This is a genomic window from Methylobacterium sp. Leaf118 (assembly GCF_920984675.1).
GTDB lineage: Bacteria > Pseudomonadota > Alphaproteobacteria > Rhizobiales > Beijerinckiaceae > Methylobacterium.
This window is the reverse complement of the sequence record NZ_CAKLBV010000078.1, coordinates 1-18,157: the sequence shown is the minus strand read 5'-3', so window position 1 is coordinate 18,157 and position 18,157 is coordinate 1. Positions and strand designations below refer to the sequence as shown.

General features: G+C 71.0%; 17 protein-coding genes and 1 pseudogene. 6 read left to right on the top strand and 12 right to left on the bottom strand.

Features of this window, described 5'->3' with window-relative positions; translation table 11 throughout:
- On the top strand, nt 1-948 hold a 948-nt coding region (locus LW587_RS21485; protein WP_232631627.1), incomplete at its 5' end, for a tetratricopeptide repeat protein.
- Nucleotides 949-997: 49 nt separating this feature from the next.
- Here the strand turns inward: LW587_RS21485 and LW587_RS21480 are convergent.
- On the bottom strand, nt 998-1,942 hold the full coding sequence (locus tag LW587_RS21480; protein ID WP_232631626.1) for an alginate O-acetyltransferase AlgX-related protein: 945 nt from the start codon (nt 1,940-1,942) through the stop codon (nt 998-1,000).
- A 184-nt stretch (nt 1,943-2,126) separates the two neighbouring features.
- Between LW587_RS21480 and LW587_RS21475 the strand changes: the two genes are divergently transcribed.
- From LW587_RS21475 to LW587_RS21465, 3 genes are read left to right on the top strand one after another with little or no spacing between them, the layout of a single operon-like run.
- Entirely contained in the window at nt 2,127-2,645 is a 519-nt protein-coding gene (locus LW587_RS21475; protein ID WP_232631625.1) for a 2'-5' RNA ligase family protein, read from the top strand.
- Nucleotides 2,642-3,445 carry a phosphatase PAP2 family protein gene (locus LW587_RS21470; RefSeq protein WP_232631624.1) on the top strand — a complete coding sequence of 268 codons (804 nt, stop codon included), beginning with the start codon at nt 2,642-2,644 and terminating at the stop codon, nt 3,443-3,445. Before LW587_RS21475 ends, LW587_RS21470 begins: the two co-directional genes overlap by 4 nt.
- Nucleotides 3,446-3,482: 37 nt before the next feature.
- Nucleotides 3,483-4,832, top strand: coding sequence for a Gfo/Idh/MocA family protein (locus tag LW587_RS21465; protein ID WP_232631623.1), 1,350 nt, complete (start codon nt 3,483-3,485; stop codon nt 4,830-4,832).
- Nucleotides 4,833-4,842: 10 nt separating this feature from the next.
- Here the strand turns inward: LW587_RS21465 and LW587_RS21460 are convergent, their stop codons facing one another.
- From LW587_RS21460 to thrC, 3 genes are all read right to left on the bottom strand, one after another.
- Entirely contained in the window at nt 4,843-4,989 is a 147-nt protein-coding gene (locus tag LW587_RS21460; RefSeq protein WP_232631622.1) for a hypothetical protein, read from the bottom strand.
- A gap of 186 nt (nt 4,990-5,175) precedes the next feature.
- Nucleotides 5,176-6,471 (bottom strand): M16 family metallopeptidase, encoded by a 1,296-nt coding sequence (locus tag LW587_RS21455; RefSeq protein WP_232631621.1) that lies wholly within the window; start codon nt 6,469-6,471, stop codon nt 5,176-5,178.
- A gap of 6 nt (nt 6,472-6,477) precedes the next feature.
- The gene (thrC, locus tag LW587_RS21450) at nt 6,478-7,890 is read right to left on the bottom strand and encodes a threonine synthase (protein ID WP_232631620.1); all 1,413 of its coding nucleotides are present in this window, start codon (nt 7,888-7,890) and stop codon (nt 6,478-6,480) included.
- Nucleotides 7,891-8,245: 355 nt separating this feature from the next.
- On the opposite strand from thrC, the gene LW587_RS21445 reads away from it, so the two are divergent.
- Nucleotides 8,246-9,925, top strand: a complete 1,680-nt coding sequence (locus LW587_RS21445) for a methyl-accepting chemotaxis protein (RefSeq protein WP_232631619.1) — start codon at nt 8,246-8,248, stop codon at nt 9,923-9,925.
- A 205-nt stretch (nt 9,926-10,130) separates the two neighbouring features.
- Here LW587_RS21445 and LW587_RS21440 read toward each other — a convergent pair whose 3' ends face one another.
- The 7 genes from LW587_RS21440 to coxB all read right to left on the bottom strand — a co-directional run bounded on the left by LW587_RS21440 (nt 10,131) and on the right by coxB (nt 16,525).
- Complete coding sequence (locus LW587_RS21440) at nt 10,131-10,901, bottom strand: SURF1 family protein (RefSeq protein ID WP_232631618.1); 771 nt, start codon at nt 10,899-10,901, stop codon at nt 10,131-10,133.
- 126 nt (nt 10,902-11,027) lie between these two features.
- On the bottom strand, nt 11,028-11,885 hold the full coding sequence (locus tag LW587_RS21435) for a cytochrome c oxidase subunit 3 (protein WP_232631617.1): 858 nt from the start codon (nt 11,883-11,885) through the stop codon (nt 11,028-11,030).
- Between the two features lie 134 nt (nt 11,886-12,019).
- The gene (locus LW587_RS21430; protein WP_232631616.1) at nt 12,020-12,631 is read right to left on the bottom strand and encodes a cytochrome c oxidase assembly protein; all 612 of its coding nucleotides are present in this window, start codon (nt 12,629-12,631) and stop codon (nt 12,020-12,022) included.
- Between the two features lie 12 nt (nt 12,632-12,643).
- Nucleotides 12,644-12,808 carry a hypothetical protein gene (locus LW587_RS21425; protein ID WP_232631615.1) on the bottom strand — a complete coding sequence of 55 codons (165 nt, stop codon included), beginning with the start codon at nt 12,806-12,808 and terminating at the stop codon, nt 12,644-12,646.
- Nucleotides 12,809-12,816: 8 nt separating this feature from the next.
- The gene (locus LW587_RS21420; RefSeq protein ID WP_232631614.1) at nt 12,817-13,785 is read right to left on the bottom strand and encodes a heme o synthase; all 969 of its coding nucleotides are present in this window, start codon (nt 13,783-13,785) and stop codon (nt 12,817-12,819) included.
- Nucleotides 13,786-13,967: 182 nt separating this feature from the next.
- The gene (ctaD, locus tag LW587_RS21415) at nt 13,968-15,596 is read right to left on the bottom strand and encodes a cytochrome c oxidase subunit I (RefSeq protein ID WP_232631613.1); all 1,629 of its coding nucleotides are present in this window, start codon (nt 15,594-15,596) and stop codon (nt 13,968-13,970) included.
- Between the two features lie 89 nt (nt 15,597-15,685).
- The gene (gene coxB / locus LW587_RS21410; protein ID WP_232631612.1) at nt 15,686-16,525 is read right to left on the bottom strand and encodes a cytochrome c oxidase subunit II; all 840 of its coding nucleotides are present in this window, start codon (nt 16,523-16,525) and stop codon (nt 15,686-15,688) included.
- Between the two features lie 262 nt (nt 16,526-16,787).
- Between coxB and fdhD the strand changes: the two genes are divergently transcribed.
- Nucleotides 16,788-17,651 carry a formate dehydrogenase accessory sulfurtransferase FdhD gene (gene fdhD, locus LW587_RS21405; protein ID WP_232631611.1) on the top strand — a complete coding sequence of 288 codons (864 nt, stop codon included), beginning with the start codon at nt 16,788-16,790 and terminating at the stop codon, nt 17,649-17,651.
- Nucleotides 17,652-17,754: 103 nt separating this feature from the next.
- Here the strand turns inward: fdhD and LW587_RS21400 are convergent.
- Nucleotides 17,755-18,157 (bottom strand): annotated as a pseudogene (locus tag LW587_RS21400) (hypothetical protein); the annotation flags it as partial.

Below are 18,157 nucleotides of genomic sequence, written 5' to 3'. Positions count from 1 at the left end.
GCCGCCGCGCCGTCGGCGGAGGGCGAGGGCCGCGGGGCGGACAAAGTCGCCAAGGCGGAGGGCAGCACGGCCCAGGCTCCGGCCCTGGCGGCCGGAATGCCCGCCGATCCGACGACGACCCAGGCCCTGGCCGCCCCGGCGCAGCCGGAGGACGGGGCTCGCAAGCCGGCCGCGGCGAGTGCGCCCCACAGCCTGCCGCAGGTCGCCTCCATGGCCGCGCTCGCGCCGGATCTGGCGAGCCTGCCGCCGGCTTTGGCCAAGGTGAAGCAATCGGCCCTCGACGGCGATGGGACCGCGATCTGGGACATCGCCGGGCGGATGGTCGAGGGGCGGGGCGTACCGCGCGACCTCGCGGTGGCCGCCAAGCTCTACGAGCGGCTCGGCAGCGCCGGCTACGCGCCGGCCCAGTTCAAGGTCGGGAACGCCTACGAGAAGGGGTCGGGCGTGGTCCGCGACATCGCCCAGGCCAAGAGCTGGTACAGCCGGGCCGCCGATGCCGGCAACGCCCGGGCGATGCACAACCTCGCAGTGCTCCACGCCGAGAATCCGGCCGCCAACGGCCGGCCGGACTTCGTGGCCGCGGCGGAGGCCTTCCGCCGGGCGGCGGAGCACGGGGTGCGCGACAGCCAGTACAATCTCGCGGTGCTCTGCGCCCGCGGCCTCGGCGTGAGCCAGGACCTCGCCCAGTCCTATCTCTGGTTCTCGGCCGCCGCGGCCCAGGGCGACGAGGAAGCCGGCCGCAAGCGGGACGAGGTCGGGGCCAAGATGAGCCCGGCCGACCTCGCCCGGGGCAAGGGCCTCGTCGCCGTCTTCAAGGCGAAGACGGTGGATCCGGCCGCCAACGAGCCGCCCGCGGCCAAGCCGGCCGCGCCCCCGCCGGTCTCCCTGATGGGCGCCCCCTCGCCGCTGCCGAACGCCAACGCGTTCCAGAAGCGGGCGGGGGTGTGAGCCAGCGGCCTCGCCGGGCAGGAAGCGGGAGCACCGGACCGGCGGGCGATCACACCACCGGCTCGGGCTCGGCCGGCTGCACCGGCGCCACCGGCTCCAGCGTCGCGTAGGACGCAAGGTCGAAGCGGTCGTCCGGCAGGCGGGCGAGGAAGCGCTCGGCCATCTCGACCATCAGGATGTCGGGCCGCACCCGCTCGATATAGGCCCAGTCCAGGCTCGACGACCACACGAAGTGCAGCTCGCGAAACGACTCGGCGAGCAGGCTCGTGAGCAGGATCGGCGCGTAATGCGCGTAGGAATCGCCGAACAGCACCACCGTGCGGGGATCGGCGTGGGGCGAGGCGTTCCGGTAGATCACGTGGGCGCCGACATGCAGCTCGCCCGCCCGGCCCGCCGCCTCGTATGCCTCGACCAGCGGGCTCGCATGGGCGCGAGCCGCCTCGCGGAGCACGGCCCAGTTCACCACCGTCTCCCGCGGGCGGTCGGGCAGCTTGTCGCCGAGATCCCACAGCCCCTCCGTCTCGAAGCGCGGGCGCTCGGCGATGTCGGGCGGGGGCACGGCGCCGCAGGCCCGCATCAGGGCGCGGTAGCCGATCAGGCAGCCGTCATAGCTCCAATGGGTATCGGTGCGCCGGTACAGCGGCACCGGCCCGTCGCGGGCCGCGCGCAGGGGCGCGACGAGATCGACATAGCCGGGCATCCGGTCGAGCCGGCGGGCGAGGCGCCGGGCCGGGGACAGGTGCGGATCGTAGGGGAGGGCGAGGGTGCGGTCGTCGTAGACCGAGAGTTTTTCCGGGACGACGGTGTGGACGGTGCGGATGCCCAGGGCGCCGGCGCGGGCGGTCCGGGCCTCGATCAGCCGCGCCCAGCGCCGGATGTGCCACCAGCCGGACAGCGAACGCCGGTACTGGCCGAGCACCCCGTTGCTCCCGCCGACCAGGAACAGCCAACCGTCGCGTCCGCGGTGGACGATCTCTCTGTGCGTGCGGGCCATGGCCGTCTCTCTAACGGCGCCGCCCGGTCCTGAACAGCGCGCAGGCCCGCGTGGCTGGAACCCGAGCCCGGTCGCGCCATCTTCCCCGAGGCGCCGGATCGCCGGATCGCCGGCTCAGCCCGATCCGCCCTCCGATCTGCCCCTTGCGATCCGCCACCTCCGATCCGCCACGAGAGTTTTCGCGTTGCCCGAGCCCGACCCGCTGATCCTGACCCTGGCGATGGAGGAGGCGGCCTTCGCCGAATTTAACGGCCTGCGGCGGCGCCACTTCCCGGAGGCGCTGAACCGCATCCCCGCCCACGCGACCCTGTTCCACCACCTGCCCGGCGAGGACCCGAAGGGCGTCGCCGAGACCGTGACGGCGCTCGCGCGGGTGCAGGCCCCCGCCGAGGTCGCGGTGACGGGCGTGCGCTTCACCGGCCGCGGCGTCGCCTACGCCCTCGAATCCGCGCCCCTGGCGGCGTTCCGGGCGCGGGTCGCGGCCGCCTTCCGCGATCACCTGACGGCGCAGGACCGCCAGGGCTGGCGCCCCCACGTCACGGTGCAGAACCAGGTCTCGCCCGAGACCGCGCGGGCGCTCCACGCCGACCTGTCGAACGCCTTCGCGCCCTCGCGCTTCCAGTCGCCGGGCGTGCTGCTGTGGCGCTATCTCGGTGGTCCCTGGGAACGGCTGGCCACGATCCCCTTCGGAGGTGCCGCATGAGACTGCCTGATTACGCCCGCACCGGCGGCGACGCGCTCTGGCGCGGCTCGTCTGCGGTCTGGCTGCGGCTCCATCTCAACGAGGTCGGGCCGCTGGTCTCCCTGCTCGCGGTCAGCACCCTGGGCTATGCCTTCTTCGCTCTGGCCTACGAGGTCGGCGAGGGCTCGACCGCCGCCCTCGACCGCAAGATCCTCCTGTCCCTGCGCAATCCCGCCGATCTCGCCGACCCGATCGGGCCCGCTTGGCTGGAGGAGGCGATGCGCGACGTCACCGGCTGGGGCAGCGTGGTGACGATCGTGTTCCTCACCGCCGCCGCGGTGATCTACCTCGCGCTGTCGGGACGCCGACGGATCGGCGTCTTCGTGCTCGCGGCGGTGGGTGGCGGAGAGGTGGTCTCGACCGTGCTCAAGCTGTTCTACCACCGGCCGCGGCCCGATCTCGTGCCCCACGGCATGGAGACCTTCACGGCGAGCTTCCCGTCGGGCCACGCGATGATGTCGGCCATCGCCTACCTGACGCTGGCCACGCTCCTCGCCCGGGTCGAGCGGCGGGTCCCCGTCAAGGCGCTGCTGCTCACGCTCGGCATCGCCATGACGGTCTGCGTCGGCGTCAGCCGGGTCTATCTCGGCGTGCACTGGCCGAGCGACGTGGTGGCCGGCTGGTGCGTCGGCGCCGCCTGGGCGGCCCTGTGCTGGTTCGTGGCGCTCCAGCTCCAGCGCCGGGGCGAAGTCGAGGACCCCGATCCCACCCCCGCGACCACGGGCAACGGGACGGTCAAGGGAACCGCCCCGCCCGCGTGAGGCGTTCCGGCCTCGTCATCCCGCGAGGGCGAGGCTCATGAACGACGACACCCCCGACAGCCCGCGCGACAGCCCGCGACTGTCCCGGCGCATCCTCCTGGCGGCGGGAGGCGCCGGCCTCACCGGGGCGGCCCTGAGCCTTGCCGGGAGCCTTGCCGGACGCGCGAGCGCGCAGGGCGCCGCCCCGCCGGGCCCCTCGGTGCCGGCCGATACCGGGGCGATCCAGGGCGAGCGTGTCGTCTTTCCGAACTGGCGCGATTCCGGCGACGCGCCGCCCCCGCCGCCGCCCGCGCCGATGCCGCCGGGGGAGCGGGTCGGCTTCGCCGTCGTCGGCCTGGGCCGCCTGAGCCTTGAGGAGATCCTGCCGGCCTTCGGCGAGGCCAAGATGGCTCGGCCCGTCGCGCTGATGTCGGGCTCGCCCGACAAGGCGCGGCTCGTCGCGCGGCAGTACGGCATCCCCGAGGAGGCGGTCTACGCCTACGACCAGTGGGACCGGCTGAAGGCGAATCCCGCGGTCCGGGCCGTCTACATCGTCACGCCCAACGGTCTGCACCGCGATCACGTCCTGGCCGCGGCGGCGGCCGGCAAGCATGTGCTCTGCGAGAAGCCGATGGCGAACAGTGCCGCCGAGGCGCGGGCGATGATCGAGGCCTGCGCCGCGGCGAAGGTCACGCTGATGATCGCCTATCGCTGCCAGTACGAGCCCTACAACCGCGCGGTGACCCGGATCACCCGGTCGGGCGAGTTCGGCCGGGTGAAGATGGTGGAGGCCTTCAACGGCCAGACCACGGCGCTTCCCGAGCAATGGCGCCTGCGCAAGGCGCTGGCGGGAGGCGGGGCACTGCCGGATATCGGCCTCTACTGCCTCAACGGCGTGCGGGCCCTGCTCGGCGAGGAGCCGATCTCGGTCCAGGCGCAGATCGTCACGCCCGAGAACGACCCGCGCTTCAAGGAGGTGGAGGAGAGCGTCGCGTTCACTTTGCGCTTCCCCTCCGGGGTCATCGCGACCTGCGGCACCAGCTACGGCGTCCACGAGAGCCGCGAATTGCGGGTCCATACCGCGAATGGCGGCTTGGCGCTGCACAACGCCTTCGCCTATCGCGGCCAGAGCCTCACCATCGCCCATCGCGAGGGCCCTCATGTCCAGCGCGACGAGCCGGTGCTCCCGCCCAAGAACCAGTTCGCCCTCGAACTCGACCACATGGCCGCGTGCATCCTCCAGAACCGCCGCCCTCGCACCCCCGGGGAGGAGGGGCTGCAGGACATGATCCTGATGGAGGCGATCTACGAGGCGGCCCGCACCGGCCAAGCCGTAGCCGTCGGCCCGCTTGCCGGAACGGGAGACGACCCCGACGCCACCCGCGGGCCGGCGCTTGAGGACCCGTGAGGCGCGCCGCTCACTCCCCCCAGCGCACGAACAGCGCGAGGACGATGATGACCACGATGGCGAGCAGCCACGCCTCGCCCACCGTCAGCGCGTAGGCGAGCAGCCCGGCAAATCCGATGGTGATGCCGAGCATGGTCGCGACGGCAACGGGATTCATGGCGCTCGCCCAACCTTGGAATGCACTCGACCGACATACAGCGCGGGGTGGCGTTCGCGCTATAACCTAGGGCATGGGCCCACGGCTGCGGCGCGACGGCCTCGCGCGGCGCTCCGGTTCGGGAGCAGGGACGGGCTCAACGCGCGGCCGCGGCCGCCATCCGCGGGCGCCGCCCGCGGCGGCGGTTCAGGCCCCGCGAAGGGCGGCGGCGAGCCGCGGCAGCGGCGGCAGGCCTTTCACCGGACCGATCGCCGCCAGCGTCGGCGCGCCGGTCAGAAGGGTGCGGCCGGCCGCGCGCACGTCCTCGACCGTCACGGCATCGACCTTGCCGATCAGCTCCTGCGGCGGGATCACCCGGCCCCAGGCCAGCAGTTGGCGGGCGTTGCGCTCGATGCGCCCGCCCGGCGTTTCCAGGGCGGAGAGCAGCGACACCTTGAGCTGCGCCTTGGCCCGGGCGAGTTCGGCAGCGTCGAGCCGCTCGGCCGTCTCCCGGGTCGTCGCGACAGTGACGTCGAGGAGTTGGGCGAGGTCCGCCGCGGAGGTGCCGGCGCCGATGCCGAACAGCCCGCAATCGTCGAAGGGCCAGTGGAAGGCCTGGATCTCGTAGGCGAGGCCGCGGGTCTCGCGCACCTCGTGCCAGAGCCGGGAGGTCAGGCCGCCGCCGAGGACATGGGCGAACAGGTGCAGGGCGTAATAGCCCTCGTCGCGGAACGAGAGGCCGGGCAGGCCGAGGACGAGGTTGGCCTGTTCGAGCCGCTTGACCATGCGCCGCTCGCCGCCGCCATAGACGCCCGCCACCACCGGGGGCGCCGCCTGGGCCGTCAGGCCGCCGAAATGGCGCTCGGCCGCCTCGACGATCGCGGCATGCTCCACCGCGCCCGCGGCCGCGAGCACCATGCGCTCGGGCACGTATTCGCGGGCGATATAGGCCTCGATCGCGGCCTGGTCGAAGCGCTCGATCGTCTCCGGCCGGCCCAGGATCGGCCGGCCGATCGGCTGGTCGGGGAAGGCCGTCTCGATGAAGGCGTCGTAGACCACGTCGTCGGGGGTGTCCTCGACCGCGGCGTATTCCTGAAGGATCACGCCCTTCTCGCGGGCGAGTTCGCCTGCGTCGAAGACCGAGCGGGTCAGGATGTCGCCGAGCACATCCAGCGCCACGCCCGTGTCCTCGCCGAGCACCTTGGCGGTGTAGCTGGTGCATTCGGTGCTGGTGGCGGCGTTGATCTCGCCGCCGACATTCTCGATGTCCTCGGCGATCCGCCGGGCCGAGCGGGTGGCCGTGCCCTTGAAGGCCATATGCTCGATGAGATGGCTGAGGCCGTGCTCGTCGGGCCGCTCGTGGCGCGAGCCGGCCCCGATCCAGACCCCGAGAGTCGCGGTGGCGACGCCGGGGATCGTCTCGGTCGCGACCGTGAGGCCGTTGGCGAGCCGGCTGACCGTGAGGCCGGGCGAAGCGCCGAAGGTCGAGAAGTGCTGATTCATCGTGTCTCAGGCGCCTCGCGTGATCCGGGCATGCTCGGTGATGTAGCGTTCCACGGCCGCTTGGTCGTTGGGCAGATTGGCCACGGTCTCGGGCCGGGTCATCAGGTCGGCCAGATGCGGCGGCAGGATCGGACGCCCGGCGCCGGTCGCCTGCGAGACCGCGTCCGGGAACTTCGCCGGATGCGCGGTGGCGAGCGCGATCACCGGCGTGGCCGGGTCCTTGGCCAGGAGATGGCGCGCGGCCCGCACGCCGATGGCGCTGTGGGGATCGAGCACCTGGCCGGTGCGGCGGAAGGTGCCGGCGATCTCGTCGGCGACCGCGGTCTCGGGCACCGCGGCCGCGTCGAACTCATCGCGGACGGTGGCGAGCACGTCGGGGCTCAGCGTGAAGCCGCCCGACTGCTTCAGCCCGGCCATCAGGCGACCCAGGGCCGAGGCGTCGCGGTCGAGCGCCTCGAACAGAAGCCGCTCGAAATTCGAGGAAATCTGGATGTCCATCGAGGGCGAGGTGGTCGGCTGCACGCCGCGGGGCTCGTAGGCTCCGTGCTCCAGGGTCCGGGCCAGGATGTCGTTGGCGTTGGTGCCGATCATCAGCCGCTCGATCGGCAGGCCCATCTTCTTGGCCACCCAACCCGCGAGGATGTCGCCGAAATTGCCCGTCGGCACCGCGAACGACACCGGCCGATGCGGGGCGCCCAAGGCCACGGCAGCGGTAAAGTAGTAGACCGTCTGCGCGGCGACCCGAGCCCAGTTGATCGAGTTGACGCCCGAGAGCTTCACCGCGTCCGAGAAATCGGCGTGCTGGAACATCGCCTTCACGAGGTTCTGGCAATCGTCGAAATTACCGTCGACGGCCAGCGCGTGCACGTTCGGCGCGTTGATCGTCGTCATCTGCCGACGCTGCACCTCCGACACCCGCCCGTGCGGGAACAGAATGAACACGTCGACCTGATCGAGTCCCTTGAAGGCTTCGACCGCCGCCGACCCGGTATCGCCCGAGGTCGCCCCGACGATGGTGGCCCGCGCGCCCCGCTGGCGCAGCACGTAATCCATCAGCCGCCCGAGCAACTGCATCGCCACGTCCTTGAAGGCGAGCGTCGGGCCGTGGAAGAGTTCGAGCAGGAAGAGATTGTCGTCGAGCTGAGACAGCGGGCAGATCGCCGGGTGGCGAAAGCCCGAATAGGCGAGTTCGATCATGGCATCGAGCTCGGCATCCGGAATCTCGCCGTCGATGAGCGGGCGCAGCACCCGCTTGGCGACCTCGGCGTAGCGCATGCCCGCAAAGCCCGCGATCGCGTCGCGCGAAATCCGCGGCCAGCTCTGCGGCACGTAGAGGCCGCCGTCGCGGGCAAGCCCAGCCAGAAGGGCATCGGAAAAGCTGAGGGGCGCGGCGGCGCCGCGGGTCGAGACGTGCAGCAAGGGTGCCTCCGGGGAGGGCGCCCGTTTACACGATCGATTCCGCCGTGTCGAAAGGGGAGGGCGCGCTGCGCCCGCCCGTGTCGCCGCGGCCCGGGCCCCGGCGTTCGACGTGGCGCGAGCGAACCGACGCCCAGGACGCTCGACTCTCCGTCAGCCTTGTCGTCGGACCTCGGTGCGATCGCCCGAGGAAGCGCCAGGCAACCGACCCATTGCGGCCCCCGATCCACCACTGTCCTATCTTATGTTAACTGAAACTTATGTTGGTTCCGCGAGGGTCTGGCTCCCGTGCTTGTGGGCGGGCCATTCGCCGGGCAGCCCTCGCAGCTGCCTTACATCATCGCTTCAGGTGACTCCGATGCGCCTTATCACCAACCTCCGTGTCGTCACGAAACTGTTCTTCGTCTTCGCCGCCGTGATCGGCGCCGCCGGCATCGCCTCCCTCGTCAGCTGGCGCAGTCTCGGCACCATCGAGACGGCGAACCAGTGGCGCGATCATACCCATCAGGTGCTCGAACAGGTCGAGGCGCTCACCACCGCCATGGTCAATCAAGAGACCGGCCTGCGCGGCTTCCTGCTCGCCAACGATCCGGCCTTCCTCGCCCCCTACAAGGCCGGCGCGGGCCGGTACACCGAAACCCTCGCGCGGGTGCGGACGCTGGTGTCCGACAATCCCGAGCAGCTGCGGCGCCTGAACGAGCTCGACCAGCGCGCGCAGGAATGGCGCAACGGAATCGCCGAGCGGGAGATCGCGCTGATGCAGGACGAGCGCACCGTCGCCGAGGCGCGCGCGCTGGAGGCCTCCGGCGCCGGCAAGACCGCGATGGACGCCCTGCGGGCCAAGGCCGCCGAGATCGCCGGCATCGAGCGGTCGTTGCTGGCCGAGCGCGCCCGCACGGCGGAGGGGGCGGCGGCGGAATCGCGCGGGGCCGTCGTGATCGGCCTCGTCGCCATGTTCGCCGTGGCCGCCCTGGGACTGTTCCTGCTGAACTGGGCCGTCTCGGGCCCGATGCGGCGGATGACGGCGCTGATGGGCCGCCTCGCCCAGGGCGATGCCACCACCGAGATCCCCTACCAGGAGCGGCGCGACGAGATCGGCGCGATCGCCGGCGCCGTGCAGGTGTTCAAGGAGAACCTGATCCGTACCCGGGTGCTGGAGGAGGAGACCGCGCTCGCCCGCGCCTCCGCGGAGGAGCAGCGCAAGGCCGGCATGCGCCAGATGGCCGAGAGCTTCGAGCAGGCGGTCGGCGGGATCGTCTCCTCCTCGGCCACCGAGCTGCAGGCCACCGCCCGGAGCATGTCGGACACCGCGGGCGCGACGGCGCAGCAATCGAACGCCGCCGCCGCGGCCGCCGAGGAGGCCGCCACCAACGTCGAGACCGTCGCCGCCGCGGCTGAGGAACTCGGCGCCTCGGTGCTGGAGATCGGCCGGCAGGTCGCCGGCTCGACCGATCTGGCGCAGCGTGCGGCCAGCGAGGCGGATCAGACCGCCGCCCTCGTCCAGACCCTCAGCGGCGCCGTCGCCCGGATCGGCGACGTGGTCGGCCTGATCTCGAACATCGCGAGCCAGACCAACCTGCTCGCGCTCAACGCGACGATCGAGGCGGCCCGCGCCGGAGAGGCCGGCCGCGGCTTCGCGGTGGTCGCGACCGAGGTGAAGGAACTCGCCGGCCAGACCCCGCGGGCGACCGAGGAGATCGCGGGCCAGATCGGCCAGATCCAGGGCGCGACGGGACAGGCGGTCGAGGCCATCAGCGCGATCACCGCACGCATCCGCGAGATCAACGCGGTCGCCGCGACGATCGCCGCGGCGGTGGAGGAACAGGGCTCGGCCACGCAGGAGATCGTGCGCAACGTCGCCCAGGCCGCGAGCGGCACCGGCGAGGTCACCGGAAACATCGTCGGCGTGGCCCGGGCCTCCGAGACCACCGGCGCGGCCGCGACCCAGGTGCTCGCCTCCGCCTCCGAGCTGTCGCGCCAGTCCGAGCACCTCAACGCCGAGGTGGTCCGCTTCCTGGCGACGGTGCGGGCGGCCTGATCCCGCGCCGCTCGACCCCGCTCTCGCATCGGCCCGAGGACCGGACCCCGGCACTCGGGCCGATGCAAATCTTGGCACTTTTGGCGCTTTGGCTTGGTCCGAGGACCCGAATCCCCTTCTCGGGCCGAGGCTTCCGGCGCGGTGCAAGCCCCTTCCTCCGCTCCCGGGGAGACGCGATCCCGACGCCGTCAGCCGGCCCCGCGATCTACGGCCCCGTCTCCGGCTCCTGCAGGCGGCGCCACGCGAAGGCGCCGAAGACCGCGATCAGGCAGCCGGCGATGCCGAACCACGTGAAGGCATATTGCAGGTGGTTGTTGGGGAGATCGACCCTGAGCTGCCCGCCACGGGGCCAGCCGCCGGGATTCGGAGTCGCGTCCGCCTCGATCAGATAGGGGGCGAGCCCGCTCAGCCCGCGGGCGGCGCCGATGGCGGGGATGTCGCGGGTGAACCACGTATCGCGGGCCGGGTCGGATTCGGGCACGAACAACGTGCGCGCCTCGCTGCCCCGCAGCATGCCGGTCACCGCCGTCTCACCCGCCACCTGCCCGGCCGCCCGGTCCCGCGGGTTTCGCAGTTCGGTCGGCACGAAGCCGCGATTGACCAGGATCGTGGTGCCGTCGGCGCGCTGAAGCGGCGTCAGCACGTAAAACCCCTGAAGCGCCCGGCCCGGCTCGCCCGGGGCGAGGCCGTGAACCAGAGTTTCCTTGTCGTGGCGGAAGACGCCGCTCGCCCGCACCCGGCGGAACTCGTCGGCCGGCGGGTTCCAAGCCGCGAAGGGCGGGGGCGCGGCCGGCGGCTCGGCCCGGGACCGTTCGATGATGCGGGCGATCAGCGCTTCCTTCTCGCCCTTGCGAGCGAGCTGCCAGACACCGAGCCCGAGGAGGATGGCGAGGCACAGGCCGGCGGCGAGGCCCGGGGCGAGGAGGCGGCGCCAGCGGGCGGGGGTCCCGGCGGCCGGGATGGCGGATGGGCTCACGGGTCTGCTCCCGGCGCGTCCGGAGGGCATCGGTTCAGCCCTTCACGGAAAAAGGGCGGCTCGCGCCGCCCTTCGGAGAGGCCGCCCGCGCCCACGGCGCGGGACGGCGGATGGGGGGAGGGGCGGTCAGTGGGCTCCGCCGCCGACGCCGGCACCCCAGACGTAGATCGCGGCGAACAGGAACAGCCACACCACGTCGACGAAGTGCCAGTACCAGGCCGCGAACTCGAACCCGAGATGCTGCTTGGGGGTGAAGTCGCCCTGATAGGCGCGCAACAGGCAGACGGCGAGGAAGATGGTGCCGATGATGACGTGGGCGCCGTGGAAGCCCGTCGCCATGAAGAAGGTGGCCGAGTAGATCGAGCCCGAGAACCCGAAATGGGCGTGGGCGTATTCGTAGGCCTGGCAGGCCGAGAACAGGATGCCCAGGATGATCGTCAGCCACAGGCCCATCTTCAGGCCCTTGCGGTCGCCGTGCAGCAGGGCGTGGTGGGCCCAGGTGACCGTGGTGCCGGAGGTGAGCAGGATCAGGGTGTTGAGCAGCGGCAAGTGCCAGGGGTCGAACGCCTCGATGCCCTTGGGCGGCCAGACGCCGCCGGTGAACTCGACGCGGGTCGCCTGGATCGGGTCGGCGGTGTAGAGCGCGGCCTCGAAGAAGGCCCAGAACCACGCCACGAAGAACATCACCTCGGAGGCGATGAACATGATCATGCCGTAGCGGTGGTGCAGCTGGACGACGCGGGTGTGATCGCCGGAATTGGCTTCGTGGGTGACGTCGCGCCACCAGGACAGCATCGTGTAGAGCACGCCGAGGGTGCCGGCGCCGAACACGTAGGGGCCGATGGCGAGGCCGCCGGCGGAGAGGCCCTTCATCCAGAAGACGGCGCCGAACGCCATCAGGAACCCGGAGAACGCGCCGAGAAGGGGCCACGGGCTCGGATTGATGATGTGGTAGTCGTGGTTCTTGGCGTGCGCCCCGGCCATCGCAACTGGTCTCCCTTCGCCCCACCCGTCACCGTCTCGACGGTCGGGCTCTTGTCTTGCCTTTGAGGATCCGGCGGAGCCCGACCCCGGTGAAGCTCTATCGTGGCGCTCGCGCCGTTGTCACGCTTGAGCCCTCAGAAATTCGTCGTCGTCGCCCGCGGCTTCGGCCCTTCGGCCACCGGCGCCCCGTTCTTGGACGGGAAGTAGGTGTAGGAGAGGGTCATCTCCTCGAGATCGCCGACATCCGGGTCCTTGCGCAGGGCCGGATCGACGTAGAACACCAGCGGGAACTCGGCGGACTCGCCCGGCTGCAGCGTGTGCTCGTCGAAGCAGAAACACTGCACCTTGACGAAGTAGCTGCCCATCAAGTCCGGCTGGACGTTGAAGACCGCGATGCCCTTGGCGGGTTCCCGGCCGGCATTGGTGACCTTGAAGAACACGGTGGCGGTCCGGCCCGGCACCACGTCGACGCGGGTCTGCTCGGCCTGGAAGCGCCAGGGCAGGCCCTTGGCGACGTTGGTGTCGAAGCGGACCGAGAGCGGCGCCAGAGTCGCGTCGGCCGAGGCCTCGGCGGCGGCGCCCACCCGCGGCGTGCCGTTGAAGCCGGTCGCCTTGCAGAACATGTCGTAGAGCGGCGCCGACGCCAGAGCGAGGCCGCCCATGCCGAGCACCATCCCGGTGCAGGCCAGCACCGTCCAGCGGGTGCCGCGGGCGGCGTGGCGTCGCCTGTCGGATGCGTCCGTCATCGCAGGATCTCCCTAGAGCGGCCGCTGCAGGACCTGCGGTCCGAGCTTGGCGATCGTCAGGACGAAGAACAGGATCACCAGGGCGCCGAGCGTCAGGGCGATCGCCAGGGAACGCTTGCGGCGGGTCTTGGCCTCCTCCGCCGTCAGGGGCCGCACGCCTTCGGGAAGATCGTTCATGGCCGGCCTCACGCCGAGAACCCGCTCAGGGCGACCGCGCGGTAGAGGCCCAGCCCCTGCTCCGCGAGAAGCGCCGAGAACAGGAGGAACAGGTAGAGGATCGAGAAGGCGAACAGGCCCATCGCCGCCTTGCGCTCGGACTCGCCCTCGCGCAGCCGGTAGACCTGTACCGCGCCCGCCAGCATGCCGAGGCCGCCGACCATGCCGACCACGGCGTAGAGCCAGCCGCCGAAGCCCAGGGCCACCGGCACGAGGCCGAGGGGGGCGAGCAGCAGGGTGTAGGCGACGATCTGGCGACGGGTAGAATCCGGGCCGGCCACGTTGGGCATCATCGGGATGCCGGCGCGGGCGTATTCGCCGCTCTTGACCAGCGCCAGCGCCCAGAAATGGGGCGGCGTCCAGATGAAGATGATCGCGAACAGCACCAGCGACTCGATGCCGACATGGCCCGTCACAGCGGCCTGACCCACCACCGGGGGGAGGGCGCCGGCGGCGCCGCCGATGACGATGTTCTGCGCGGTCGCCCGCTTCAGCCACATCGAATAGATCACGGCGTAGAAGACGATCGTGAAGGCGAGGAGCCCCGCCGCGAGCCAGTTGGACGCGAGGCCGAGGATCAGCACCGAGCCGACCGAGAGCACGATGCCGAAGGCCAAAGCCTCGTCGGGGCGGATGCGCCCATCCGGGATCGGCCGCTTGGCGGTGCGGGTCATCAGGGCGTCGATATCGGCGTCCCACCACATGTTGAGGCAGCCGGAGGCGCCGGCGCCCACCGCGATCATCAGAAGCGAGATGGCGGCGATCACCGGATTCACGGTGGCGTGGGAGACCACCATACCGACGAGCGCGGTGAAGATCACCAGCACCATCACCCGCGGCTTCAGGAGCGCGAAGAAGTCGCGCACCTCACCACCGACGGCGGGGGCGAAGGACGCGGTCTCGGCGTCGGCGGTGAGGCTGTTCGACAGGCTCGTCATGGAAACCGTGATGATGGAAACCGTGATGGAAGCGCTCGGATTGCGCGCTCTTGCTTCGCGACCGGGGATCACGCCGTGGCGGCGCCGCCCTTTTCGGGACGCCGCCCGTTCTGCGCGGGCGGAGTCCGGGAAAGAGCGAGGACCGCCGGGGCGGTCCTCGCGATCCAGATGTTCGTCCCGCCTCAGTGGGCCGGTTCGTCGACGATCTTGGGCAGCGTCTCGAACTGGTGGAAGGGCGGGGGCGAGGACAGGGTCCACTCGAGGGTGGTGGCACCCTCACCCCACGGATTGTCCGCGGCGCGGGTCTTGGAGCGGAAGGCGAGGACGATGCCGATCACGAAGACCACCATGCCGAGGGCGAAGATGTGCCCGCCCAGCGTCGCGACCTTGTGCCAGCCCGCGAAGGCCTCCGGGTAGTCGGCGTAGCGACGCGGCATGCCGGCGAGACCCAGGAAGTGCATCGGGAAGAACAGGACGTTCGCGCCGATGAAGGCCAGCCAGAAGTGCAGCTTGCCTGCCCATTCCGGGATGACGTGGCCGGTCATCTTCGGGAACCAGTAGTAGACACCGGCGAAGATGATGAACACGGCGCCCAGCGAGAGCACGTAGTGGAAGTGCGCGACGACGTAGTAGGTGTCGTGCAGGTACTTATCGACCGAGGAGTTGGCGAGCACGACGCCGGTCACGCCGCCGACCGTGAACAGGAAGATGAAGCCCACCGCCCAGTGCATCGCCGCGGTGAAGCGGATCGAGCCACCCCACATCGTCGCGATCCAGGAGAAGATCTTCACGCCGGTCGGGACCGCGATCACCATCGTGGCGAACACGAAGTAGGACTGCGTCTGGAGCGACAGGCCGACGGTGTACATGTGGTGGGCCCACACGACGAAGCCGACGACGCCGATGGCGACCATGGCGTAGGCCATGGCGAGGTAACCGAAGACCGGCTTCTTCGAGAAGGTGGCGATGATGTGCGAGACGATGCCGAAGGCCGGCAGGATCATCACGTACACCTCGGGGTGACCGAAGAACCAGAACAGGTGCTGGTAGAGCACCGGATCGCCGCCGCCGGCCGGGTCGAAGAAGGTCGTGCCGAAGTTGCGGTCGGTGAGGAGCATCGTGATCGCACCGGCGAGGACCGGGAGCGACAGGAGCAGCAGGAAGGCGGTGACGAGCTCGGCCCAGGCGAAGAGCGGCATCTTGTGCAGCGTCATGCCGGGGGCGCGCATGTTGAGGATCGTGGTGATGAAGTTGATCGCGCCGAGGATCGAGCCCGCACCCGCGAGGTGGAGCGAGAAGATCGCGAAGTCGACCGCCGGGCCCGGATGGCCGGCCGCGGAGGACAGCGGCGGGTACACGGTCCAGCCGGTGCCGGCGCCGGACGCGCCCGGCGAGCCCTCGACGAAGAGCGAGCACAGGAGGCAGGCGAAGCCCGAGACCGTGAGCCAGAACGAGACGTTGTTCATCCGCGGGAAGGCCATGTCCGGCGCGCCGATCATCAGCGGGACGAACCAGTTTCCGAAGCCGCCGATGAGGGCCGGCATCACCATGAAGAACACCATGATGAGGCCGTGGCCGGTCACGAACACGTTGTAGGTGGCCGGGTTGGAGAAGTACTGGAGCCCGGGCTCCTCCATCTCCATGCGAATGCCGAACGAGAGGAACGCGCCGATGATGCCCGCCATGAAGGCGAACACGAGGTAGAGCGTGCCGATGTCCTTGTGGTTCGTGGACAGGAACCAGCGGGAGAAGAATGAGGGTTTGTGATCGTCGTGGGCGTCGTGCCCGGCATGTGCTGCGGCTGTAGCCATCGAATCTATGCCTTGCTCAGGGTTCTCTCGCCTCTGGCGAATGGTGGACCGGCCGGAGCGCCGCGCGGGGCTCCGGCCTCAGGGGAGCGTCAGCGGGCGTCCGCGAGGCGGGCGCCATTGTCGATCGCGGCGAACTTGGTCTTCGCCTCAGTGAGCCACTCGGCATAGGCCTGCTCGCTGACCACGCGCACGGTGATCGGCATGTAGGCATGGCGGGCGCCGCAGAGCTCGGAGCACTGGCCGTGATAGGTCCCCTCACGGTCGGCGCGGAACCACCACTGGTTCAGGCGGCCGGGGATCGCGTCGATCTTGCCGCCGAAGGACGGGATCGCCCAGGAGTGGATCACGTCGCCGGAGGTGACCTGCACCTTCACGATCTTGCCGACCGGCACGACCATGTCGTTGTCGGTGGCGAGGAGCTTGGGCTGCTTGTCCTCGTCGACGTTGGCGTCGAACGTGAAGCCGCCCTTGTCGCCCTCGGTCGGGTACTCGTAGGACCAGTACCAGGCGTGGCCGATCACCTTGACCATCACGTCGGCCTTCGGATCGGAGAGCTGCGTGCGCAGGGTCCGGAACGAGGGGATCGCGACGGCGACGAGGATGAGGACCGGGATGATGGTCCAGGCCACCTCGATCATCGTGTTGTGGGTGGTGCGCGAAGGCGTCGGGTTCGCCTTCTCGTTGAACTTGAAGATCACGTAGAGGATCAGCACCAGCACGAACAGCGAGATGCCGAACGCGAGCCAGTGCAGCCAATTCTCGAAGACGTGGAGGTGATGGGCCTCGGCCGTGACGGCCACCTGACGATCCATCTGCCACGGCACCGGCTGGCCGATGCCGGCCGCGAGAGCGGAAGAGGACGAGACGAGGAGGGCGCCGAGCGCGCCGGCCCCCCACGTCGACCGATGTTGCGCCTGCGTCGTCCGCATATCCCCGCCTGGCTCCCCTGAGGTCCGATTGATTTCTCTTCGCCCTTGAATCCGCGGACGGCGCCCGCAAATCCGTTACAAGGCCTCCCGCCTGTCGCGCGGGCTGTGCCCGCTCCGTCTTGACCGTGGTCTGCCGGAGGGGCGGTGGCGACGTAGAACCATACTGATCGTAAAACCGCAACCGCAACGGTGTCGCCGAGCGTCGCTTGGACGCGGGACAGATCCGGCGGGCGGCACCTTCGGCAAAGGATCGGGGACGGGCATGGCGCAGGGCGGATCGGACAGGGACGTCACGGCCTCACCCCCCTCGGTCCGGGTCGGCACCCTGGTGGTCGCCTACGACGCGCCCGAGCCCCGGCCCGACAGCCGCGCCCTCGCGGTCGAGATGCCGGTCAACGTCGTCTACGGCACGGTTCCCTACGCCGTGATGATGCTGACGCCCGCCGATCTCGAGGACTTCGCCTACGGTTTCAGCCTGACCGAGGGGGTGATCGAGTCGCCGGAGGAGATTCGCGGCGTCGCAGTGGAGGCCGGAGAGGGGGGCCTGCGCCTGCTCGTCGATCTCGCCCCGGGGCGCCTGCGCGAGCATCTTGCCCGCAAGCGCGCCATCAGCGGCCGCACCGGCTGCGGCGTCTGCGGGATCGAGGATCTGGCCGCCCTGCCGACCGCCAAGCCCCGCGCCGCGGATGCGCCGCGCCGGGGGCCGCGGGTCGGCCTCACGGCGATCCAGGCGGCGCTCACGGCCCTGTCGGACCGTCAGACCCTCAACCGCGAGACCCGGTCCGTCCACGCGGCGGGCTGGGCCCGGCTCGACGGGACGCTCACGGCGGTGCGCGAGGATGTCGGGCGCCACAACGCCCTCGACAAGCTGATCGGCGCGCTCCTGCGCGAGGGCGCGCGGCCGGACGAGGGCTTCCTCGTCATCACCAGCCGCTGCTCGTTCGAGATGGCGGAGAAGGCCGCGACCCTCGGCGCCTCGGTGCTGGTGGCGATCTCGGCGCCGACCTCGCTCGCCATCGAGCGGGCGCGCTGCCACGACATGACGCTCTGCGCCATCGCCCGCTCGGACACCCTGACGGTGTTCTCGGGCCGCGACCGCCTCGTTCTGGCGGGCGAGGAGGATTGATTTTCTTCAAGGAGGAGACCTCCTCGTCGAGCCCCCCCCGCGACGGCGGGGCGCTCGACGCCGCTGGAGGCAGGGGCGAGTGGGCCCGAGGCCCGCGGCGGCTTCAGTTCGCGCCGGCCTCGCCGGTGCCGCCGGGGACGATGGTGGCCCCGCCGATCACCCGCACCGGCTTGCGCGCCCCGTCCGTCGGCGGATCCTGCCAAGTCTTGTCCGCCGGCTTGGCAGCCGGCGCCGCCGATTCGGCGGTCCGGGCCGGTTCCGCGGACGGCGCCGGTTCCCCGGATCTCGGTGATTCGGCCCCCTTCGCCGTTCCCTGCTCGGAGGGCGCCGGACGATCGTCGGTCTTGGCCGCGGGCGTCACCGCGCGGGCCTCGGGCGCCTCGGCCGGACGCAGGCGCGGCTCCGGCGCGGGGGGCGACACCCGCGCCTCGGCGGGCTTCGGCGGCGCGGTCCGGACGGCCCGGCGCCCGGCCTCGGGGCGGGCGCCGGCCCCGGGGTTGAGGCCG

What these genes read in the sequence shown, in the direction of transcription:
- LW587_RS21455 (WP_232631621.1), bottom strand. Translation starts at nt 6,471, where the DNA reads ATGAATCAGCACTTCTCGACCTTCGGCGCTTCGCCCGGCCTCACGGTC.
- LW587_RS21470 (WP_232631624.1), top strand. Translation starts at nt 2,642, where the DNA reads ATGAGACTGCCTGATTACGCCCGCACCGGCGGCGACGCGCTCTGGCGC.
- fdhD (WP_232631611.1), top strand. Translation starts at nt 16,788, where the DNA reads ATGGCGCAGGGCGGATCGGACAGGGACGTCACGGCCTCACCCCCCTCG.
- coxB (WP_232631612.1), bottom strand. Translation starts at nt 16,525, where the DNA reads ATGCGGACGACGCAGGCGCAACATCGGTCGACGTGGGGGGCCGGCGCG.
- LW587_RS21465 (WP_232631623.1), top strand. Translation starts at nt 3,483, where the DNA reads ATGAACGACGACACCCCCGACAGCCCGCGCGACAGCCCGCGACTGTCC.
- LW587_RS21460 (WP_232631622.1), bottom strand. Translation starts at nt 4,989, where the DNA reads ATGAATCCCGTTGCCGTCGCGACCATGCTCGGCATCACCATCGGATTT.
- ctaD (WP_232631613.1), bottom strand. Translation starts at nt 15,596, where the DNA reads ATGGCTACAGCCGCAGCACATGCCGGGCACGACGCCCACGACGATCAC.
- LW587_RS21445 (WP_232631619.1), top strand. Translation starts at nt 8,246, where the DNA reads ATGCGCCTTATCACCAACCTCCGTGTCGTCACGAAACTGTTCTTCGTC.
- LW587_RS21420 (WP_232631614.1), bottom strand. Translation starts at nt 13,785, where the DNA reads ATGACGAGCCTGTCGAACAGCCTCACCGCCGACGCCGAGACCGCGTCC.
- LW587_RS21480 (WP_232631626.1), bottom strand. Translation starts at nt 1,942, where the DNA reads ATGGCCCGCACGCACAGAGAGATCGTCCACCGCGGACGCGACGGTTGG.
- LW587_RS21430 (WP_232631616.1), bottom strand. Translation starts at nt 12,631, where the DNA reads ATGACGGACGCATCCGACAGGCGACGCCACGCCGCCCGCGGCACCCGC.
- LW587_RS21435 (WP_232631617.1), bottom strand. Translation starts at nt 11,885, where the DNA reads ATGGCCGGGGCGCACGCCAAGAACCACGACTACCACATCATCAATCCG.
- LW587_RS21425 (WP_232631615.1), bottom strand. Translation starts at nt 12,808, where the DNA reads ATGAACGATCTTCCCGAAGGCGTGCGGCCCCTGACGGCGGAGGAGGCC.